Origin of the sequence: Rhodoferax sp., from assembly GCF_025354435.1 — a bacterium.
Taxonomy (GTDB): Bacteria; Pseudomonadota; Gammaproteobacteria; order Burkholderiales; family Burkholderiaceae_C; genus Rhodoferax_B.
Genome location: NZ_JANXMU010000066.1, coordinates 1 through 21234, shown reverse-complemented (window position 1 = coordinate 21234; position 21234 = coordinate 1). Strand labels below are relative to the sequence as shown.

General features: G+C 61.3%; 16 protein-coding genes and 1 pseudogene. 13 read left to right on the top strand and 4 right to left on the bottom strand.

Going from position 1 to position 21234, the window contains the following annotated elements; genetic code table 11:
* Window positions 1-149: 149 nt before the first annotated feature.
* The 4 genes from Q0T48_RS16955 to Q0T48_RS16940 all read left to right on the top strand — a co-directional run bounded on the left by Q0T48_RS16955 (window position 150) and on the right by Q0T48_RS16940 (window position 8032).
* Window positions 150-1655, top strand: a complete 1506-nt coding sequence (locus Q0T48_RS16955) for a chitobiase/beta-hexosaminidase C-terminal domain-containing protein (protein ID WP_295958569.1) — start codon at window positions 150-152, stop codon at window positions 1653-1655.
* Window positions 1656-1657: 2 nt separating this feature from the next.
* Window positions 1658-2284 carry a DUF3780 domain-containing protein gene (locus tag Q0T48_RS16950; protein ID WP_295958567.1) on the top strand — a complete coding sequence of 209 codons (627 nt, stop codon included), beginning with the start codon at window positions 1658-1660 and terminating at the stop codon, window positions 2282-2284.
* 69 nt (window positions 2285-2353) lie between these two features.
* Entirely contained in the window at window positions 2354-5224 is a 2871-nt protein-coding gene (locus tag Q0T48_RS16945; RefSeq protein ID WP_295958564.1) for an anti-phage-associated DUF1156 domain-containing protein, read from the top strand.
* Window positions 5225-5236: 12 nt separating this feature from the next.
* The gene (locus tag Q0T48_RS16940; protein WP_295958562.1) at window positions 5237-8032 is read left to right on the top strand and encodes a phospholipase D-like domain-containing anti-phage protein; all 2796 of its coding nucleotides are present in this window, start codon (window positions 5237-5239) and stop codon (window positions 8030-8032) included.
* Between the two features lie 219 nt (window positions 8033-8251).
* Here the strand turns inward: Q0T48_RS16940 and Q0T48_RS16935 are convergent, their stop codons facing one another.
* The 4 genes from Q0T48_RS16935 to Q0T48_RS16920 all read right to left on the bottom strand — a co-directional run bounded on the left by Q0T48_RS16935 (window position 8252) and on the right by Q0T48_RS16920 (window position 12618).
* The gene (locus Q0T48_RS16935) at window positions 8252-9679 is read right to left on the bottom strand and encodes a site-specific integrase (protein ID WP_295958560.1); all 1428 of its coding nucleotides are present in this window, start codon (window positions 9677-9679) and stop codon (window positions 8252-8254) included.
* Window positions 9680-10010: 331 nt separating this feature from the next.
* The gene (locus tag Q0T48_RS16930) at window positions 10011-10901 is read right to left on the bottom strand and encodes a dienelactone hydrolase family protein (RefSeq protein ID WP_295958558.1); all 891 of its coding nucleotides are present in this window, start codon (window positions 10899-10901) and stop codon (window positions 10011-10013) included.
* A gap of 83 nt (window positions 10902-10984) precedes the next feature.
* Window positions 10985-11548, bottom strand: a complete 564-nt coding sequence (locus tag Q0T48_RS16925; RefSeq protein ID WP_295958557.1) for a C40 family peptidase — start codon at window positions 11546-11548, stop codon at window positions 10985-10987.
* Window positions 11549-11802: 254 nt separating this feature from the next.
* A complete protein-coding gene (locus Q0T48_RS16920; protein ID WP_295958556.1) occupies window positions 11803-12618 on the bottom strand; it encodes an Ivy family c-type lysozyme inhibitor in 816 nt (271 codons plus the stop codon).
* A 409-nt stretch (window positions 12619-13027) separates the two neighbouring features.
* On the opposite strand from Q0T48_RS16920, the gene Q0T48_RS16915 reads away from it, so the two are divergent.
* The 9 genes and pseudogenes from Q0T48_RS16915 to Q0T48_RS16875 form a co-directional block, all read left to right on the top strand.
* Complete coding sequence (locus Q0T48_RS16915) at window positions 13028-14050, top strand: sulfate ABC transporter substrate-binding protein (RefSeq protein ID WP_295958553.1); 1023 nt, start codon at window positions 13028-13030, stop codon at window positions 14048-14050.
* A 10-nt stretch (window positions 14051-14060) separates the two neighbouring features.
* On the top strand, window positions 14061-14642 hold the full coding sequence (ssuE, locus tag Q0T48_RS16910) for an NADPH-dependent FMN reductase (RefSeq protein WP_295958550.1): 582 nt from the start codon (window positions 14061-14063) through the stop codon (window positions 14640-14642).
* An 85-nt stretch (window positions 14643-14727) separates the two neighbouring features.
* Window positions 14728-15678: a sulfonate ABC transporter substrate-binding protein gene (locus Q0T48_RS16905; RefSeq protein WP_295958547.1), complete on the top strand. Its 951-nt coding sequence runs from the start codon at window positions 14728-14730 to the stop codon at window positions 15676-15678.
* Between the two features lie 11 nt (window positions 15679-15689).
* The gene (locus Q0T48_RS16900; RefSeq protein ID WP_295958541.1) at window positions 15690-16682 is read left to right on the top strand and encodes a sulfonate ABC transporter substrate-binding protein; all 993 of its coding nucleotides are present in this window, start codon (window positions 15690-15692) and stop codon (window positions 16680-16682) included.
* A 16-nt stretch (window positions 16683-16698) separates the two neighbouring features.
* A complete protein-coding gene (gene ssuD / locus Q0T48_RS16895) occupies window positions 16699-17862 on the top strand; it encodes an FMNH2-dependent alkanesulfonate monooxygenase (protein WP_295958538.1) in 1164 nt (387 codons plus the stop codon).
* 21 nt (window positions 17863-17883) lie between these two features.
* Window positions 17884-18270, top strand: coding sequence for a VOC family protein (locus Q0T48_RS16890; protein ID WP_295958535.1), 387 nt, complete (start codon window positions 17884-17886; stop codon window positions 18268-18270).
* Window positions 18267-19157: an aliphatic sulfonate ABC transporter permease SsuC gene (gene ssuC, locus Q0T48_RS16885; protein ID WP_295958532.1), complete on the top strand. Its 891-nt coding sequence runs from the start codon at window positions 18267-18269 to the stop codon at window positions 19155-19157. The genes Q0T48_RS16890 and ssuC overlap by 4 nt, the downstream gene beginning before the upstream one ends.
* Before the next feature lie 9 nt (window positions 19158-19166).
* Window positions 19167-19976, top strand: a complete 810-nt coding sequence (locus tag Q0T48_RS16880) for an ATP-binding cassette domain-containing protein (protein ID WP_295958530.1) — start codon at window positions 19167-19169, stop codon at window positions 19974-19976.
* Window positions 19977-19997: 21 nt separating this feature from the next.
* Window positions 19998-21080: pseudogene (locus Q0T48_RS16875) on the top strand (aminotransferase class I/II-fold pyridoxal phosphate-dependent enzyme); the annotation flags it as partial.
* Window positions 21081-21234 lie beyond the last annotated feature (154 nt).

Below are 21234 nucleotides of genomic sequence, written 5' to 3'. Positions count from 1 at the left end.
GCCCACAGTGACGGGTACTCGCCTCGGTGCTCCTGCACCATGCGCACTGCGCGCTTACGCACCTCAGGGGAAAACTTGTTCGACTTCATGGCTCAATCCTCTCAGAGATTTGAGCCTCCTCAAAACACGGGGCGGTTCAGTCCAACCAATTGCCCATTTCCGCTGACTGGCAAGCCTGGTGGGCACAGCAGCAGTACAAAAACCGCGTGCTGTTTCTCACTGGCTCGCGCGACACCTTTCAAAAGGTGCTCGACTCCGCCCGCCAGACCCGTGCCCTTCAAAGCATTGAAGACGAACTACGCTCTGAAAACACCCCGTCTGACGACCCGCAGTGGCGCGCCCTCGATGCCCTGCGCGACCGCGTGGGCTTGCAGTTCACCGCCGCGCTGAAAGAGGCGTTCGACCAAATCGTCTATCCGTCCATCAACTCCGCACTGCGCGCGACTGGCACCGACTTGGCCTTTGCAGGCAACCAGAGTGGCGAAGCCACGCTGCGCCACACTCTGGAAGGTGCGCAAAAGTTCACAACCAAGATCGACGACGACAGCTTTCGCACCCGTGCCGAGGCCCGCTTGTTTGGCTCGGCGGAAGCCAAGGTCGTGCTCTGGTCCGACTTCAAGCGCGCAGCTGCGGTCAACACCAATTGGCCGTTGCACAAGCTCTCGGCACACGATGACCTGAAAGCCGACTGCCTGCGCCGTGGCCTGTGGCGCGAAGAGGGCAACCACATTCGCCGTGGCCCGTTTCCCCCGCCCGTGCCCGAAGTCGTGGTGCGAGAACTCTCCGTGCAAGAAGACGGCGACGGCACCACCTATTTGAAGATTGAACCCCTGCACGCGCCGTTGGTCGTGTTTGAAACGGGCGATGCAGAACCTACCAGGGCATCCACCCCCGTGCCCACCCCCATGCGCTTTGAGGCGACCGCGCTGCGCTACCGTTTCTTGGCCTTTGACCGGGCGGATATGGTGCGCGACAGTGCAGTCAAGGATTGGACAGCTAAGCTGCGCCTCAAATACCAGTTGCACCACCGGGGCGACCACTATGAAGTCGAACTGCTTGCGCTGCCCAAGGCCAACAGCATCACGCTTCGCTACACTACCGACGGCTCATCCCCCACCAGCGTGGGCACCGCCACCTATGACGGGCCATTCCGTGTGCCAGCAACCTGCCGCGTGGTCTGTGCCATAGCAGTTTCCACCGAATATGGCCTCAGCTCCGAAACCATCCGCATCACCATCCCGCAAAAGGGTGGAACAGAGCGCCCACCGATTGACCTTGCCACGCCAGCCCGCTGGACGCAACAAACCAAGCTGGACGACGCCAGCGCAGTGTGGGACACCATCGTGCGGCTTGAGCAGGCGGGTGCGGTCATGGCCCACGACATCAGTCTCACCGCCGAAAGCACCGACGGACAGCAAAACGTGGAATATTCGGGCGCGCTGGACAGCGGCTACGACCCTGTGGCGGTGAAAGCCATTGCGCAAAAGCTGCAAGACATCGTCAGCGGTGGTGGCCTGCGCATGACCATCGGCAGCCTGGCCTTCCCCACCGGGCAGGCACTGCTGGACTGGCTCAAGGCCACCAACCAGCCGTTCAACGTCGCCAAGGTCAGCCAAGCCGCCAGCGCGGCTGTCGGCCTGACAGCAGGTAAATAAGCATGGCCCGCGCACCTGCTTCTGCCACCCGCAAAGTTGTGGGCTTAGGCTTCCTACCGGAAGAAGCCCGTCACGGTTTTTTGATCGACGTGCCCCGGGGCAGCGCGGCCAGCGAAATGATTTGCATCACCGAGCACCGGGGCAACGACCTAGACCACCTGGGTGCCCGTGCAGTCGATGCCCCCCAACCCAACGACCCCGCCTTGCGCGTTGTGGTCGACCGCGCCCGCTGGCTGGCCCTGGCCCCCGCCTTTTGGGACGAGGCCAATCGCCGCCTGCGTGCCAACGGCCTGCCGGTGGCCAAGTTTCAAAAGAACCCTGGCAAACCCGTACCGGTACATCCGTCGCTGGGCAAAGAGCTGTGCATCCTGTGCTGGGCGGTAGAAGATGCCTCACCAGACGATATTCCCAATGCACTGCACAACTGGGAAACACTGGCCCCCGAAGAGCGCTGGTGGCTTTACACCATGACGGTCGCCACCACCGGGCAAGCCATGCAAAAGGGCATTGGCTGGCGCAAGGCACTGCGTGCAGCCCTGGCCGACAACCCCTTTGTCAAAGGCGAGGGCCTGTCGCCCAGGGCGCGGCGCGAGCTGCTGGGGCATTCGCAACTCTCGCTTTCCCTTTGAATTTATGCCGAATACAGCGCTAGTCCTGGTAAATAGTGCGCGGGCAGCTATCAGTTTTGAATAAAGTCTATGCCTACCTTCATCGAAACCCAGTTTCCCATTGCCCGCCTATCGGCTGAGGCGTACAAAGAGCGCAAAGCCAACAACGGGCAAACGCTCACCCGACTGGGCAAATGGTGGGGCCGCAAGCCATTGATTTTGGTGCGTGCCAGCATTTTGGGCATGATCATGCCCGCCAGCAACGACGCCAAAAAAGACCGCGAGATTTTTCTCAAAGTCTTGACTATGGACGACCAGGGCACTTGGGACCGCTGCAAAGACTTTTCGTCATCGGTGCCGTGGCGCACGGTGGATGGCCCCAGCCGCGAGATGTTTGACGCTTTGACCTACGCAGAGCGCATTGCCTACTGCGAAAGGCCGGAAAACGTCGAAGGCCCCAGCGTGGCAACGTGGGCAGAAATTAACCTCCACCTGGGCACCACGGCCACCAACCTGACCGAATTGATCGAACAACTGGGCCAGCGTACTTTCGGCCATACGCCCCGTGTGGGTGATAGCTTTTGCGGCGGAGGCTCCATTCCGTTTGAGGCGGCGCGCATTGGTTGCGAGGCATTTGGCGCTGACCTAAATCCGGTGGCCGGGCTATTAACCTGGGCCAGCCTGAATCTGCTGGGCGGCGGGCAAGCTGTGCAAGAAGAAGTAATGCGTGTGCAGGCCGCCGCTTTGGCCGCCGCAGACCAGCAAGTCACGGAATGGGGCATTGAACACAACGACCAAGGCGAGCGCGCCGACGCCTACCTGTATTGCGTGGAAGTTAAGCCTGAAGGCTCCGACTATTTCATCCCGCTGGCTCCAAGCTGGCTGATCGGCGAAAAATCCAAGGTGGTTGCTCGCTGGCAGCGGGTGGCAGCTTCAGATCGGCTCCTTCCTGATATCGCAGTAGTATCGGATGCTGAACTCAAGCTCTATAAGGAAAAGAAGGGCGCAACAGTGGCCGAAAGCCGCGTCATTGACCCCTTCGATGCCAATCGGTCATGGTCGGTGGAAGCCTTGCGCGGTCCCGATGGATTGCGCCGTTGGAGCAATGACGACATCGTGCCCCAAGAGGGCGATGTGTTTCAGGAGCGGTTGTATTGCATTCGCTGGGTAAAAACGGTGATCAAAAATGGCAAGCCCAAGGAGATACGTCGTTATGCCGCGCCTGATGCTGCTGACTTGGCGCGAGAGGCGAAGGTGCTGAGCCTGCTGCGCGCGCGCTTTGATGGTTGGCAGCGGGAGGGGTTCATTCCGTCGAAGGCGATTCCTGAAGACGGCGAAAAAACTGAAGAGCCGATTCGCAATCGAGGCTGGACTCGATGGCATCATCTTTTTACGCCACGTCAGTTGTTGACTCACGGCTTGCTAGCGGAACTGTCATCCAGCTTGGCATTGTCCAAAGCAGCCAAAGTCGGTTGCCTGCTTGGGCTTGGCAGAATGGCCGACTGGAACTCGCGTCTAAGTGCTTGGATGTTTCATGCGGGCAATGAAAAGGGCAACCAAGTCTTCTACAACCAAGCCTTGAACTGCCACTTCAACTACGCAACGAGAGCGTTCAGTAAGCTAGGCGATACCTATTCAATTTTTGCGAACATCAGCGAAGCTAACTTTGGACAACGTGGGAAATTGGTGCAAGCAGATGCCCGCGATCTGCGTGAAACTTGCGACCTTTGGATCACAGACCCACCCTATGCCGACGCGGTCAACTACCACGAACTAGGCGACTTCTTTCTTGCTTGGTACGACAAACTGCTTACCAACGCGTTTCCCGAATGGACTCCCGATGCCCGCGCCGAACTGGCGGTGCGTGGCGATGGCGAAGACTTCCGCCGCGCTATGGTCGAGATTTACAAAAACCTGGCCCGCCATATGCCCGACAACGGCTTGCAGATGGTCATGTTCACCCATCAAGACCCGGCAGTTTGGGCCGACCTGGGCATGATTCTCTGGGCTGCTGGGCTCAAGGCAACAGCCGCCTGGACCATCAGCACCGAAACCGAAGCAGCCGGCATTAAGAAAGGCAACTACGTGCAAGGCACCGTTTGCTTGGTGCTGCGCAAGCGCACCGTCAACGAACCCGGTTTTCTGGACGAGGTGTATCCGCTGGTGGAAGACGAAGTGAAGCGCCAGATTGCCAGCATGCAGGCGCTGGACGAAGGTGGTGAACCAAACTTCAACGATGCCGATTACCAATTGGCCGCCTACGCCGCCGCGCTGAAGGTGCTGACGCAATACGGCAACCTGGATGGTAAGGACGTGGAGCATGAGGTGTTTGCCGTGCGCGGCAAGGGCGAGAAAAGCGACTTTCAGACCGTGATTGAGCGCGCGTTGGGCATCGCCTGCGACACGCTCATTCCCCGTGGGCTGGACAGTGCCTGGCGCGACCTCTCGCTGGTGGAGCGCTACTACCTGCGCTCGCTGGACATTGAGAGCCGGGGCGAGCGCCGCAAGGGTATGTATGAAGAGCTGGCGCGTGGCTTTGGTGTGCTGGACATCAAACCTCTGCTAAAAAGTGACAAGGCCAATGGCACCCGCATGTTCACGCCCACGGGTTTGGCTGCCAGCGTGATGGGACAGGTGGACGGCGTACAAGCTGCCAACGCCGGGCTACCTGCCGCCCGTGGCCGTGCGGCTGCGTCTGGTCCGCATCCATTTGCCGCGTCGCCGCTGCGTCACCTGATGTTTGCCGTGCGCGAAACCGCCGCTGCCGACAACAGTCCCGAACCGGGTCGCCAGTATCTGCGCGACACCTTTGGCCAGGGCTACTGGGCCAAGCGCGAAGGCTTTGTCAATCTGCTGGAATGGCTGGCCGCATTGGGCAATGCAGAGGGCATGCAGGAATGGGCCGCCGACTCCGAGGCTGCACGCATGTTGGCTGGGCGGCTGCGCAACGATCACGCTTAACGCAAACGCCGCATGCTCCAACGCCATTCCAGTCGGCTCAATCGCCTTGATCAGTCGGTGCTCGCCCAGCGCCTGAGCGGGGCCGTCAGCTACGACCGAATTGCGGGGTACTTTCGCTCTAGCTTGTTTGAGGTGGCGGGCGAGGCCCTTACCAGCGTGGCCGGGCCGGTACGCATCATCTGCAATTCGGACCTAGACCCACAAGACCTGGTGACCGCTGCCGCCGCACAAGCGGCGCTGCGCCGCTCCTGGTGCGCGGGCAAGCCAGAGGACGCCCCACCCGCCGCGCTGTCGCGCTACCGGAAGTTGTACGAGGCGCTGACCAGCAAAAAGCTGGAGGTGCGGGTACTGCCCGATTCGGCATTTGGCCTGATCCACGGCAAAGCGGGGGTGCTGCGTTATGCCGACGGTACTGCAACCTCGTTCATGGGCAGTGTGAATGAGAGCCTGTCGGCCTGGAAGCTGAACTACGAGCTACTGTGGGAAGACAACGATCCCGACACCATAGCCTGGGTGCAGGCGGAGTTTGATGCGCTGTGGAATGACCCGCGTGCTGTGGATTTGAGCGTTTGCCCGTTCATCGTGCAAGACGTGCAGCGCATTATTTCCCGCATCGTCATTGAGCCAATTGAATTGACAACGATTGCCGACCCGACACTTGTAGCGGCTGCGGCAGCGGTTGAGACACCTGTGTACCGGCGTGATCAGGGCTTGTGGCCGCACCAAAAATACTTTGCACGGTTGGCGCTGGAGCGCCACCGTCTGGGCGGTGCGCGCTTGGTACTGGCCGACCAAGTTGGCTTGGGTAAGACGGTGCAGTTGGCGATGGCGGCGATGCTGATGGCGCTGGATGACCCCGATGGTGGGCCGATTCTGGTGCTCGCGCCCAAGCCATTGTTGCAACAGTGGCAAGACGAGTTGATGGAGTTGCTGTCGTTGCCCTCTGCCCGCTGGAATGGCAAGGCGTGGGTGGATGAGAACGATCTGGAATACCCGTCTGACGGAGCCAAATCGCTGGGCAAGTGCCCCCGGCGCATCGGGCTGGTTTCCCAAGGGTTGGTAGTGCGCGGACTGTCCGAAGCGGTTGGACAGTTGCTGAGCCGCCGCTACACCTGCGTGATCGTGGATGAGGCGCACCGTGCCCGGCGCCGCAAGGTGCCCAAAGTAGACGCCGACGCCGATGAAATCAACGAGCGCGCGGAACCCAACAAGCTGATGGCTTTTTTGCGCGAGATCGGCCCCAAGACTAAGAGCATGTTGCTGGCGACGGCCACCCCGGTGCAGCTGCACCCGGTGGAGGCGTGGGATTTGCTGCACATTTTGTCGCAGGGCAATGATGGTGTGCTGGGTGGCTGGACGCATTCCAGCCCCTGGTTTCAGGCCAGCCGTTGCCTGGACATTGCTACAGGCGATGCGGAGGTGCCGACTGCGGATGTGCGCAGTGGTTGGGAGTATGTGCGCGACCCGCTGCCATCCAAGTTTGAAAACCCGGCGTTTGACCGGATACGCCGCAGCCTGGATGCCAGTGACACCCGCTGGCAATTCACGCCCGAGAGTTTGGATCAACTGTCCCCCGCGATTCGGCGCGTGCAACTGCAAAACGGGCTACTGCCTGAGTACGGTGCCAATTTCAACCCGCTGCTGCGCTGCATCGTGCGCCGCACCCGCGCCTACCTGGAGGCGACCATTAACCCGGCCACTGGTGGTTACTTTTTGCCCAAGGTGACGGTCAAGCTGTTTGGCGAAGACAACGAAGGCGCGCTGGTTTTGGGCAGTTACTTGCGTGATGCCTATGCAGAGGCTGAGGAGTTTTCTCAGTTGCTCCAGCAACGTGTCAAGGGCGCTGGCTTTTTCAAGACGCTGCTGCTGCGGCGCATGGGTAGTTCGATGGAAGCAGGGCGGCGCACCGTGGCCAAGCTTCTGGGCGAGGAACCGGATGCCCCGGATGATGAAGACGAAGATGATGTCGAAGAAGAGGTGCCAGTACAGGTGGGGCGGCCATCGCAGGGGGCCAGTGACTTCAAGAACTTCACAGACAAAGAAATTGAGTCGTTACGACGATGCCTAAGCCTACTCAGGCAAGGTGGCAACAACGACCCCAAGCTGGAGGCGCTGATTGGCTATCTGTGCGGCACCTATCCGGGGGTATCCGGGAGTTGGCTGGACCGGGGCTGCATCTTGTTCTCGCAGTATTACGACACGGTGCGCTGGATTGGCGACGAAATGGCAAAGCGCGAAGAGTTCGCGGGCATGGATATAGGGCTATACGCGGGTAGCAACCGTTCCGGCTTTTGGCGTGATGGTCGGTTTCAGCGCTGCGACCGCAATGTGCTCAAAGGCCGTGTGCGTGCTGGCGACCTCAAGCTGATGCTGGGCACCGATGCTGCATCGGAGGGCTTGAACCTGCAACGCCTGGGCACACTCATCAATATCGACTTGCCGTGGAATCCGACCCGGCTGGAGCAACGCAAGGGCCGTATCCAGCGCATAGGCCAGGCGCGCAATGAAATCTGGATTGCCAACCTGCGTTACCGCGACTCGGTAGAAGACCGCGTTCACCAGGTGTTAGCCGACCGGCTCGAAGCGATCCACGGTCTGTTCGGTCAGATACCCGACACCCTGGAAGATGTGTGGGTGCAAGTGGCGCTGAATGACGAGGCCGCCGCTAATCAACTGATCGACCGCAGCACGGCGACGCGGAACCCGTTTGATGCCAAATATAGCAAGGTGGAGGATGCGGACTGGGAAACCTGTGCGTCTGTGTTGAACGGGCTGAGCATGCGGGAGATGCTGTCGCAGGGATGGTGATTTGAGTTTGGGCGGCGCAAAGGGAGGGACAAGTTGACCCCCTTGCAAAGCGGCATCGTCACTAAAAACCACCCGTTGACTTTGGAAAGTAGAGCGGGTGTCGGGAAGATGGATCGAGAGATATAGGATGAACCGAATCACCTCACGGCGTGAAAGCCGAATTTTGTCGCTCGAAAGTCGGATTGTAGTCAGGCCACTGCCGATGGGCGGCGTGGCAGGTCAACGACTCCGCTGCAATGGCACGACATTGGTTACCCGGCCTTGGGCCATGTCTTGCAGTAGCGCCAGACGGCTACCCAGCAGTTTCCATGCTTCGCGCATCGGGCCTTCGTACTGAGCGCGTTGGTAGATGCGCTTGACCTTGCCCACCTCGGCGTGGTTCAGGCATTTTTCAACCACATCGGGGAGGGCACCAAGTTCTGCCATGGTGGTGGCCGCTGTACGGCGCAGGTCATGCGGCGTCCACTTGCCGCCGGGTAGTGCCAGCGCATCCACGTCCTTAGAGCGGCCGCTCATGGGAACATCACCGGGGCGTTGCCGGTCGCCCACTTGCTTGGTTACGGTCTTGACGCATACATGGTCGGCAAAGTCAGGTTGATCTTTTTTGGGCTGCGTAGCCGGGAACAGCCAAGGGGTTAGGCCGGTGCTTTCGTGCAGGCTCTTCAGTTGGCACAGCGCAAAGTCACTAAGCCAAATTTCATGCCGCTTGCCGTTCTTGGTCTCGGGCAGGGTTAGATTGCGCCGCTCAAAGTCCACATGCTCCCAGCGCGCAGCCAGCACTTCGCCGATGCGGGCGGCGGTTGTCAGTTGAATCAGCAGGGCCAGTTGGCTGGTGGCTGCAAGCCCCGCCTTAGGCAGTTTCTGAAACAGCAGGATCAATTCAGCTTCGCTCAATACGCGGTCGCGCTCCACGTCGGCACCGATGCGGGCTTTTTTCACGCGCGCAGTAGGGTCGGCATCCACATAATCCCGATCGAGCGCAAAGCCAAACATTTGGCGCATGTCGGCCAGCGTCTTTTTGGCGGTGCGCACCATGTTCTGTGTAGGCGTGGCGCGTGATTTGATGGTGTCCACAATCTCCTGGATGTGCGCTTTGCTCACGTCCGCCGCCGCCACATCGCCGATGAGCGGGAAGACATCGCGCTCAAAAGAGCGCTGCGCCTCGCTGCCTTTGTCGGCGCGCTGGACCAGCTCCAGCCGTTGCCACTGGTCAAAAAGGCTGCGAACAGTCATGCGGGCGGTCTTTTCGGCCAATGCTCGCAGCCGCAATTGCTGCTGGTGCACGGCTTCTTGCCGGTCAGCTTCGATTTTGAGGAGTTCGGTCTCACGCTCGGCCGCCAGGCGCAGGTGGTCGGCTTCGCGGTCGGATTGCACTTGTTCGCGCACAAGTTGGCTTTGTTCCACCGGGTCAATGCCGTTTTGAATCTTCACGCGCAATGCGTCACGGTCTTTGCGGATGGCGGTGATGTCAGATTTGGGCCAGGTGCCGACCAGCACCTCGCGGAATTTGCCGCCAAACTTGTAGGCGAACCGGAATTGAACCGACACGGCACCGTCGCGCGCCACATAGACCTTGCCTTTGAGCGATCCACCGTCAGTTAACCGGCGTCCATGGTCCGCAGCACCCAGCGCTTTGAGTTCCAACATCGTCAGTGCCATAGCAAACCCCGGTTGACTGCGCCGTTTCCGTTGTCCCAACTATTGTCCCAACTGCAACGCAGGCTTTGAGTGTATCTTAGTGGACGTTGTTGGATAATGGATTTTGTTAGGACTTCTAAAAATCTGTTTAAATTCAAATGGTTAGGTTGATTTTTGGCTTTTATTGGGTTTTCTTGAATTCACTAAAACTTGCATGGGGTGCAAGGGGTAGAAGGTTCGAATCCTTTCACACATTTAATTCCAAAAAACCCTCTAAGAACGTGTGTCTTAGAGGGTTTTTTCATGGGCGAAACAAAATAGCCTTAGGTATCCGGGGCCCTCAGCTGCGCAGGTTCTGGTTAAAAAATGCCAGCGTGCGCTCCCAGGCCAGTTTTGCGGCTGCCGCGTCGTAGCGGGGGGTGGTGTCGTTGTTGAAGCCGTGTTGGGTGCCAGGGTACTGGTAGGCGGTGTAGCGCACGGCGGCGGCTTTCAGGGCGGCTTCGTACACCGGCCAGGAAGCGTTGATGCGCTCGTCCACGGCAGCGAATTGGATCAGCAATGGTGCCTTGACTTGGCTGGCGGCGCTAGCGGCGGGCTGGTTGCCGTAGAAGGGCACGGCGGCACCCAGGTCGGGCAGGCGGGTCGATAGCATATGGGCCACACCACCGCCGTAGCAGAAACCCACCACGCCGATCTTGCCCACCACTTCGGGGCGGGCTTTGAGGAAGTTGGCCGCAGCGACGAAGTCTTCGGCGGTTTTGGTTTGGTCGAGCTGGGCAAACAGGGCCACGGCCTTTTGTTCGTCACCGGGATAGCCACCCAGCGGGGTCAACGCATCGGGCGCGAAGGCCACAAAGTTGTCCAGCGCCAGGCGGCGGGCGATGTCTTCGATGTGGGGGTTCAGGCCACGGTTTTCATGCACCACCAGAATGGCGGGCAGGGGGCCGGTGGCGTTGGCGGGGCGGGCAAGGTAGCCCTTGACCGTGCCATAGCCGTTGGGAGAGGGAAAAGACAGCGTTTCGGTCACGATACGCGGGTCGGTGGGGGTGACCTGCTGGCCCAGCGCGAAATTGGGACTGAGTGCACCGAGCAGCATGGTGGCGGTGACGCCACCTACGGCAAACTTTTGGGCCTTTTCCAGAAAACCGCGCCGGTCCAGGGTGCCGTGCACATAGGCATCGAACAGTATCAGTAGTTCTTGGTCGAAATCCTGGGCGGTTTTGCGCTGCATGGGCTGTCTCCAAAAGACTGCAGCTTATCGGCTTGGCCGATTTCCTCAAAGACCGTCAGAACTGGCGGGTTTTACCGAGCAAGTTAGTTAGCGGGCTTGATGTCGGCTTCGGCGCTGGGGGTAACCCGGCGGGCACCGTCAAAGCGGCGTTGCCAGTAGGCGGCACGCATGTCTTCTACGCGGACTTCGGAGCCACTGCGGGGGGCGTGGATGAACTTGCCGTCGCCCACATAAATGCCCACATGGCTGAAGGCTTTGCGCATGGTGTTGAAGAACACCAGATCGCCAGGACGCAAATCGTTTTTATCGATGCGGTCGGTAGCCGCGGCCTGCTCGTTGGCGCGGCGTGGCAAGACCAGGCCGATAGTTTGCTCGTACATGGCGCGGACAAAGCCGCTGCAATCAAAGCCGGTTTCGGCCGAGGTACCGCCAAATTTGTACGGTACGCCCAGGAATCCCATGGCGTTGACCACCAAGTCCGAAGCCCGGGTGCTCACGGTTTGCCGTACCTGTTCAAGCTGGTCGATGGTGTGGGTTAGCAGGCCGCGATCGACCAGTAACTTGTCCATGTCTTCCTGGATGGTGGATTGGGGCGCAGCGTGTACAGAGGCGCATACAAGAGATAAAACAGCGAGCCATTTATGCATCGGCCGAAGGTTAGAGGCTGTGGCGAGATTAGTCAAGTCTGGAGGGCTGCGTAAGCTGTTGATTCGTAATGAACTTTACCATATCGTTTGTAAATATCAGGATACAAGATGGTTTGAGGATACCCGGCTGGGCTGCAAAGGCGCTGCAAGCCATGCATCACCCGGGTTAGCCGATATTTTTATAGAGTTTGGGCAGTTAGCGCATGTTCGATATGCACCAGTAGCTATCATTTAAATAGCGAATCAATGGCCGGCTATTTTTGCTGCCATTGGTTGGCCCACAGTGTGTCTAATGCATCGGCGATGTCGGGCGACGGCTCGCCCAGGTAGCCGATGCGGCCTTGCTGGTAGACCTTGCCAAACAGCCGATCGCGGTCTTCTGCGTAGAGCAGGGCGGCGTTGAAGTCAGCGCAGCTATGGGGTTTGCACACCGCCAGCAGCAGGTAATCCATGCCTGCTACCCGTACGCGCCGTGCCGGTGGGCGCGGGCCGTTGAATTTGGCCAGCCAAGCCTCGCGCGCCAACGGCCCCAGGACCCGCAGATAAGTGGCTTTGAATGCCGGGTCGAGCAGCATTTTTTCGGCATCACTCATGGGCTCGTTCTGTGTGATGGTGCCAGCGTTGGGCGATAAAGCATCGTCACAGCGGTGGTATCGGGGGCTGAGCAGGGTTTTGCCCAGCGCGGCTTGCAGCGAGGCATCGGCCTGCAGATGGATGCTGGTACCGTTTTTGTCCTCAAACACCATAAAGTCCAATGCCGACCCAGAATGTACTTCGCTGACCAGTGCCATCTTGAAGGAGGGTGGAGCGGATGGGCCAAAGTATGTGAAGGCGGCCTGTACCTTCCGACCCACGACGCGTTTGTCGCCTTGCTCGACCACCAGCGCGTCGCGTAGGACCCGCAGCCTGGGTGCATCAGGGTTGCTGCAATCGCTGGCGTAGGTGCCACCGTACTTGCGCACCACATCGGGCTTGAAATGCGCTTGTGCCCATGCCGTACTGGCCACCAAGCATAGACAACCTGTCGCAGCCACCAGACGGTACGCGCTGTGGCGGGAGAAAAACTGCATCAAATAGGCCTTTGGATCGGTGGCTGGTGACGGTGTGGCAAATCAAGGTCCGTCACGTCAAATATGGCACCGGTGGCACCACGCTCGCAGAGGCTGTTTACGATTTGTTCCACCACCCCAACACATCGTAAACAGACTCTTGGACACTGGCGCTTTGCTCGCCGGGGGTGACGCGCCCCGGCACCGACATGTAAATGAATGTAGCTTGCAGCCACCAAACTACAAGCATGCTTAGCACGCTGCGTGCCAACTATTTCCGGTCAATGGGGCTAATTTTGGGGTCGGGGTGGGCAAGCTTACGCTCTTGAGACGTTTAAGTAATAAACAACTGAGAATTCATTCGTTCCAGTTTGGATGGTTCGCTTCCAGAATCCAACCCATCGCACTTTATCTGGAACTGTAATCCTCTATGTTGACCCGCCGCCACCTCTCCAAAGCCCTTGTCGCCATCGCCGCAGCTGCCGCAGGTCTCTCTGTCCACGCCCAGGCACCCGCCCCGGTAACCTTGCTCAACGTGTCTTATGACCCGACCCGCGAGTTCTACAAGGACTTCAACGCCGCCTTTGCCAAAGACTGGCTGGCCAAAAACAAGCAAGAGGTCACCATCAAGCAGTCGCACGGTGGCTCGGGCAAGCAGGCACGCTCGGTGATTGACGGGCTGGAAGCCGATGTGGTCACCCTGGCCCTGGCCTACGACGTGGACGCGCTGAATGAATACGGCAAACTGATCCCCGCCGACTGGCAAAAACGCCTGCCGCAAAACGCCTCGCCCTACACCAGCACCATCGTGTTCCTGGTGCGCAAGGGCAACCCGAAGAAGATTGCCGACTGGTCCGACCTGGTGCGCCCCGGCGTTGGCATCGTCACGCCCAACCCCAAGACCTCGGGCGGTGCACGCTGGAACTACCTGGCCGCCTGGGGCTACGCCGTCAAGAAAAACGGTGCCGACGAAACCCATGCCCGTGACTTTGTGAAGGCGCTGTACAGCAACGCCGTAACGCTGGATTCCGGCGCCCGCGGTGCCACCACCAGCTTCACCGAACGTGGCCAAGGCGACGTGCTGATCGCCTGGGAAAACGAGGCCTATTTGGCGCTACAAGAGTTCGGTAAAGACAAGTTTGAAATCATCACCCCCAGCCTGTCCATCTTGGCCGAGCCGCCCGTGAGCGTGGTAGACAAAGTGGTCGACAAGCGCGGCACCCGCAAAGTGGCCGAAGCCTATCTGCAGTACCTGTACAGCCCGGTGGGACAGGACCTGGCGGGCAAGAACTTTTACCGCCCCCGCGACAAGGCCGCTGCCGCCAAGTACGCCAAGCAGTTCGGCAATGTGAACCTGTTCACCATCGACGACCTCTTCGGCGGCTGGACCAAAGCCCAAAAGACCCACTTCGCCGATGGCGGTGTGTTCGACCAAATCTACGGCAAAAAGTAAGGAATCCGGCATGTCCATTCTTCTGATTGCCGGTAGCCCGTCCGAGCGCTCGCGCTCTGCCGCTTTGCTGGATGCCGTGCAATTGCACCTGGCGCTGCGCGGAGCCGAGGTGGAGCGGGTGCTGATCCGTGACCTCTCGCCCCAGGCGCTAGTGCTGGCCGATGTGGCCCACCCCAGCATTGCGCAAGCGGTGGCCAAGGTGGCGCGGGCGCAGGCGATCGTGGTGGCCACGCCTATCTACAAGGCGGCCTACAGCGGTGTGCTCAAGCTGTTTATAGACCTGCTGCCGCAGACCGCCTTCAAGGGCAAAACGGTATTGCCCATGGCCACCGGCGGCAGCCCGAACCACATGCTGGCACTGGACTACGCGCTGCGCCCCGTGCTGCAGTCGCTGGGGGCCGACCACATCCTGCCGGGGGTGTTTGCCACCGACGGACAGGTGGTTTTGTTGCCGCCCGACGGCCACCAGCTGGACGACGACCTGGCGCAGCGCCTGCACCGTGCCGCCGGCCTGCTGCCGGTGTCCAAGGACTGGGGCAAGCACGCGGCCAACGCGCCCATCCATTTCTCGCGCGTGCGCTGTAGCGTTTAACGCACCTTCCCGTTTCCCCGTTTTTTGACATGGCTGCAGCGCGGCAGGGCGGAGCCTTGCCTGCGCACCACCCCAAGGATTTTTTATGACTGCATCCCGCCTGATTTCCCGCCGCCACGTGCTGGCCGCCGCCACGCTGGCCGTGCCCGCTTTCAGCAGCTTCGCCCAGGCCCCACGCGTGCTGCGCATCGGTAACCAGAAAGGCGTTTTGAGCTTTTTGAAAGCCCGTGGCACGCTGGAAAAGCGCCTGGCTCCGCTGGGTGCCAGCGTCACCTGGACCGAGTTCAACGCCGGGCCGGTGCAACTCGAAGCGCTCAATGTCGGCGCCATCGACTTCGGTGACGTGGGCGAAGCCCCGCCCATCTTCGCCCAGGCCGCCGGTGCGCCGCTGGTCTATGTAGCCGCCACCGCGCCCCTGGTTGGCAGCGAGGCGGTGATCGTGCCCAAAGGCTCGGCGGTCCAGAAGATTGCCGATCTCAAAGGCAAGAAAGTGGCCTACAACAAGGGCTCGAACGTACAGTTCTTTTTGGCCAAACTGCTGGAGAAAAACGGCCTGGCCTATAACGACGTGCAGCACGTGCACCTGGCACCCGCCGATGCCCGTGCCGCTTTCACACAGGGTGCGGTGGATGCCTGGGTGATCTGGGACCCGTTCTTCGCCGCGGCGCAAAAAACGCTGGACGCGCGCCTGCTGGCCGATGCCACTGGTGTGGTCAACAACCGGGGCTACTACTTCAGCTCGCGCAGCTTTTCCGACAAGAACCCCGACATCCTGCGCATTGCGGTGGAAGAGGTAACCGCCATCGATAAATGGTTTGGCACCGACCGCGCTGCCGCTGCGGCGGAATATGCGGCCATCCTGGGGCTGGACCGCAGCGTGGCCGAGTTGACCTTGCAGCGCCGTCCCATCGGCACCGTGCCCATCACCAAAGCCATCCTGGCCGAGCAGCAGGTCATTGCCGACACCTTCTTTGAGTTGAAGCTGCTGCCCCGCAAGATCAGCATTCTGGAAGCCGCCCAGGCGGGCGTGGCCTGACGAGACCGCCCATGACTGCCGACATCGACAAACGCACCCTGCTGCGGGTACTCGCCACTGGGGCCGCAAGTTTTGGTATTTTTAGCCCTCTAGCGCTTATTCCACCTGCACAAGCAGCTACAAAAAACGCAGCATACGCACCTTTGCAGCAATTACGGATTGGCTACCAGAAATCCGCCGTCAATCTGGTGATCACCAAGCAATTGGGTTGGTTGGAAAAGCGCCTGCCCGCCACCAAGATCAGCTGGCTGGAATTCCCCGCCGGGCCGCAACTGCTGGAGGCCTTGTCGGTTGGCAGCCTGGAATTTGGCCTGACCGGCGACGCACCCCCGGTGTTCGCCCAGGCCGCAGGCAAGGACCTGGTCTACGTGGGGGCCGAGCCGCCCAAGCCCGACAGTTCGGCCATCCTGACGCAGGCCGATTCGCCGTTGCGTACCCTGGCCGACCTGAAGGGCCGCAAAGTGGCGCTGCAAAAGGGGTCGAGCGCCCATTACCTGCTGGTGCGGGCGGTGGAAAAGGCCGGTCTGCAGTGGGGCGACATCCAGCCCATCTACCTTACGCCCGCCGATGCACGGGCCGCGTTCGAGCGCAAAAGCGTGGATGCCTGGGCCATCTGGGACCCCTTCTACGCCGCCACCGAGCTGGCCGTGCAACCCCGCGTGCTGGCCAATGGCCGCGGCCTGTCGAACAACAACTCGTTCTACCTGGCCTCGCGCGACTTTGCCACCCAGCACCCGCAGGCGATTGCCGTGCTGTTTGAAGAGCTCACCCGCGCCGACCGCCTGGCGCAGGACGACCGCAAGCAGGCCATCCAGCTGATTACCGACTTCAGCGGCCTGGACGCGGGCGTGGTCAGCCTTTTTTTGACCCGCCGCCCGCGCTCCCCGGTGGCCGCGCTGGCCAGCCAGACCGTGGCCGACCAGCAGCGCGTGGCGCAGGCATTTTTCAAGATCGGCCTGATCCCCAAACCCCTCAACGTGGCCGACGCCCTGTTGAAGCTCTAGTTTTACCGAGGTTTCCATGCAAGTTTTCTGGTTCATCCCCACCCACGGCGACAGCCGCTACCTCGGCACCGCGCAGGGCGCGCGCGAGATCGACCACGACTACCTGAAGCAGATCGCCCAGGCGGCCGACAGCCTGGGTTACGAAGGCGTCTTGCTGCCCACCGGCCGCTCGTGTGAAGACCCCTGGGTGGTGGCGGCCAGCCTGTTGCCGGTGACCAAACGTCTGAAGTTCCTGGTCGCGGTGCGCCCCGGCCTGCACCAGCCCAGCCTGGCGGCGCGCATGGCCGCCACCTTCGACCGGCTGTCTGGCGGGCGGCTGATGATCAACCTGGTGACCGGCGGCGACCAGACCGAACTGGAAGGCGACGGTGTCTACCTCGACCACGCCCAGCGCTACCAGCAGTCGGCCGAGTTCATCCGCATCTGGCGCGAGATTCTGGCCCACAGCCACAGCGGCCAGCCCTTTAGCTTCGAGGGCGAACACCTTAGCGTCAAGGGGGCCAAGCTGCTGTACCCCCCGGTGCAAAAACCGTATCCCCCCGTGTACTTCGGCGGCTCGTCCGACGCAGCGCACGACTTGGCAGCCGAGCAGGTCGATACCTACCTGACCTGGGGCGAGCCACCGGCCTACGTGGCCAAGAAAGTGGCCGACGTGCGCGCCCGCGCCGCCCAACATGGCCGCACGGTGAAGTTCGGTATCCGCCTGCACGTCATCGTGCGCGAAACCGATGCCGAGGCCTGGGCCGCCGCCGACAGCCTGATCAGCAAGCTGGACGACGACACCGTGATCCGCGCCCAGGCCGCGTTCGCCAAGATGGATTCGGCCGGCCAGCGCCGCATGGCCGCCCTGCACGCTGGGGGCACGAAGCGCACCCGCGCCGACCTGGAAATCAGCCCCAACCTGTGGGCGGGCGTGGGCCTGGTGCGCGGTGGCGCGGGCACGGCCCTGGTGGGCGACCCGCAGACGGTGGCCGCCCGCATGCAGGAGTACGCCGACATCGGGCTGGACACCTTTGTGCTGTCCGGCTACCCGCACCTGGAGGAGGCCTACCGCTTCGCCGAACTGGTGTTCCCGCTGCTGCCGCGCAAGTTGCAAGACCAGTTGCCCGGCCAGCGTTTGACCGGACCGTTTGGCGAGGTGGTGGCCAACGAATACCTACCGCGCGTCTCGCAAAGTTAGTGTCAAAGCGAAAGGAAATTTATGAACATCCACTCCATCCACCACGCCCAGCTGCCATTCCGCGCGGGCGACGAGGCGCAGATCCGGCGCTTCTATAACCAGCTCATCGGCCTGACCGAGTTCCACTACGGCGAGCACGTGGCCACCAATGCGCCGCTGCGCTTCGTGGCGGGCCACCAGCGCATCGACCTGGTGCCCACCGACAACTGGCAGCCCAACCCCATCCCCAGCCATTTGGCGTTCGAGGTGCAAGGTCTGCCTACGCTGCGCAACCGCCTGCTGTCGGCCGATGTGGCGCTGGAAGAAAGCCGCCCGCTGGTGGGTTACCTGCGCTTCTACGTCAAAGACCCGGCGGGCAACCAGCTGGAGTTTCTGGAACCCGACGCATCGCAGGCGAGCACGGTATGAGCGGCCCCCTGACCTACGAGCGTGAGCTGCAAATCACGCCATTCCCCACCACCGTGGCCGACGCACCGGATGCGCTGGATTCGGACGCCAGCCCTTTTCCGTACAAGGCGTTTGCTGCCAGCGTAGGCCAAGGCCTGCTGCCCTGGCTGCTGCCCATCGTGCTGGTGGCGGCCTGGCAAATCGCCAGCAGCGTGGGCTGGCTGGCCACGCGCATCCTGCCTGCGCCGGTGGATGTGTTCAAGGCCGCTTGGACTTTGGCGGCATCCGGTGAGTTGGCCAAGCATGTGAGCGTGAGCGCCTGGCGTGCGCTGACCGGCCTGGCCATCGGCGGCGGGCTGGGCCTGGTGCTGGGTCTGCTGACCGGCTCGGTGAAGTTCTTCGAGACCCTGCTCGATTCCAGCCTGCAGATGGTGCGCAACATCCCGGCGCTGTCGCTGATTCCGCTGGTGATTCTGTGGTTTGGCATTGACGAGACGGCCAAGTTGTTTCTGATCTCGGTGTCGGTGTTCTTCCCGATCTACCTCAACACCTTCCACGGCATCCGCAACGTGGACCCGGCCCTGATCGAGATGGGGCGCAGCTACGGCCTCACGCGCTGGCAGCTGTACCGCGACATCATTTTTCCGGGCGCGCTGTCCAGCATCCTGGTGGGCCTGCGCTTCTCGCTGGGGTTGATGTGGGTGATCTTGATCGTGGCCGAAACCATCTCGGCCCAGGCCGGTATCGGCTACCTGACCATGAACGCCCGCGAATTTTTGCAGACCGACATCGTGCTGGTCGGCATCCTGCTCTACGCCTTGCTGGGCAAGCTGGCCGACGTGTTTGCACGCGGTTTAGAGCGCTACTTTTTACGTTGGCATCCCGGCTACCAAGCCACAACGCACTGAAAGAGAACCATGTCTGATTCCACATCGCCCAAAGGCGTGCGCCTGCAGCTGCAACATTTGAGCAAACGCTACGGCGATCGCACGGTGCTGCACAACACCCAGCTCACGATTGAACCCGGCCAGTTTGTGGCCATCGTGGGGCGCAGCGGCTGCGGCAAAAGTACCTTGCTGCGGCTGGTGGCAGGGCTGGAGGCGGCCAGCAGTGGCAGCCTGCAACTGGACGCAGAGGCCATCGACGGCATCCGCGAAGACACCCGCATCCTGTTCCAGGACGCGCGCCTGCTGCCCTGGCGCAAGGTGATCGACAACGTGCTGATCGGCCTGCCCAAATCGGCCCGGGAGCTGGGCCAAAAAGTGCTGGCCCAGGTGGGTCTGGCCGACCGTCAGAAGGACTGGCCCGCCAAGCTTTCTGGCGGCCAGCGCCAGCGCGTGGCTTTGGCGCGCGCCCTGGTGCATAACCCGCGCCTGCTGCTGCTGGACGAACCCCTGGGCGCACTGGACGCGCTGACCCGCATCGAGATGCACCGCCTGATCGAAGGCCTGTGGGAGAAGCACCGCTTCACCGCGCTGCTGGTCACCCACGACGTGCAAGAGGCCGTGGCCCTGGCGGACAGGGTGATCCTGATCGAAGACGGCCGCATCGCCCTGGACGAAAACATCGCCCTGGCCCGTCCGCGCTGGCATGGCGATGCCGAGTTCGCCCGCATCGAAAAACGTATTCTCGACCGCGTGCTACAGAAATCAGAGCGGTCTGTGCAGGCACCGCCTGTGCGAGGAGGCGATTTGGCTCCAATTTTTGGCCTGAACTGGGCTATCTGAGTTTAAAAAGAGAGACATACCATGGCCAGAGACACCACCCATTGGAAGTTTGAAACCAAGTCGGTCCACGCAGGCTATTCACCCGACCCGACCACCCGCGCCGTGGCGCCGCCCATCTACCAAACCGTGGCCTATGCGTTCGACAGCGCGCAGCACGGGGCCGACCTGTTCGACCTAAAGGTGCCGGGCAACATCTACACACGGATCATGAATCCCACGCAGTACATCCTGGAGCAGCGCGTGGCGGCCCTGGAGGGCGGCATTGCTGCGCTGGCCCTGGCCTCAGGCCAGGCGGCGGTGACCTACGCCATCCAGACCATTGCCGAGGCCGGCGACAACATCATCAGCAGCACCGCGCTGTACGGCGGCACCTACAACCTGTTTGCCCACACGCTGCCGCAGTACGGCATCACCACCCGCTTTGCCGACCACCGCGACCCGAAAAGCTTTGAAGGCCTGTTTGACGACAAGACCAAGGCCGTGTTTGTCGAGTCGCTGGGCAACCCCGCAGGCAACGTGACCGACATCGCCGCGATTGCCGAAATCGCCCACCGCCATGGCGTGCCGCTGATTGTGGACAACACCGTGCCCACACCCTACCTGAGCCGCCCCATCGAGCACGGTGCCGATATCGTGGTGCATTCGCTCACCAAGTACCTGGGCGGCCACGGCACCAGCCTGGGCGGGGCGATTGTGGATTCGGGCAAGTTCCCGTGGGCCGAGCACAAGGCCCGCTTCAAACGCCTGAACGAGCCCGACCCCAGCTACCACGGCGTGGTCTACACCGAAGCCCTGGGCGCTGCCGCCTACATTGGTCGCGCCCGCGTGGTGCCGCTGCGCAATACCGGCGCGGCCATCTCGCCGTTCAACGCCTTCCTGATCCTGCAAGGCATCGAGACCCTGGCCCTGCGCATGGACCGCATCAACAGCAACACGCTGGCCATCGCCCAGCATCTGCAAAAGGCGGCCAAGGTGCAGTGGGTCAACTACACGGGCCTGGAAGACCACCCCGACCACGCGTTGGCCAAGAAATACCTCAGCGGCAAGGCTTCGGGCATTCTGACCTTTGGCGTGGGGGGGGGGGCGCGAAGCCGGGGCCCGCTTCCTGGATGCCCTGCAGTGTCCTGGTCAAGTTATTTCGGACACATCGATAGGTTGATTGATTGCCGATTTCTGCTCGAAGGCATTGGGTGGCAAGTTGCCCAGTGTGGAGTGCAGCCGCACACTGTTGTAGAAGCCGACGATGTAGTCGGCAATG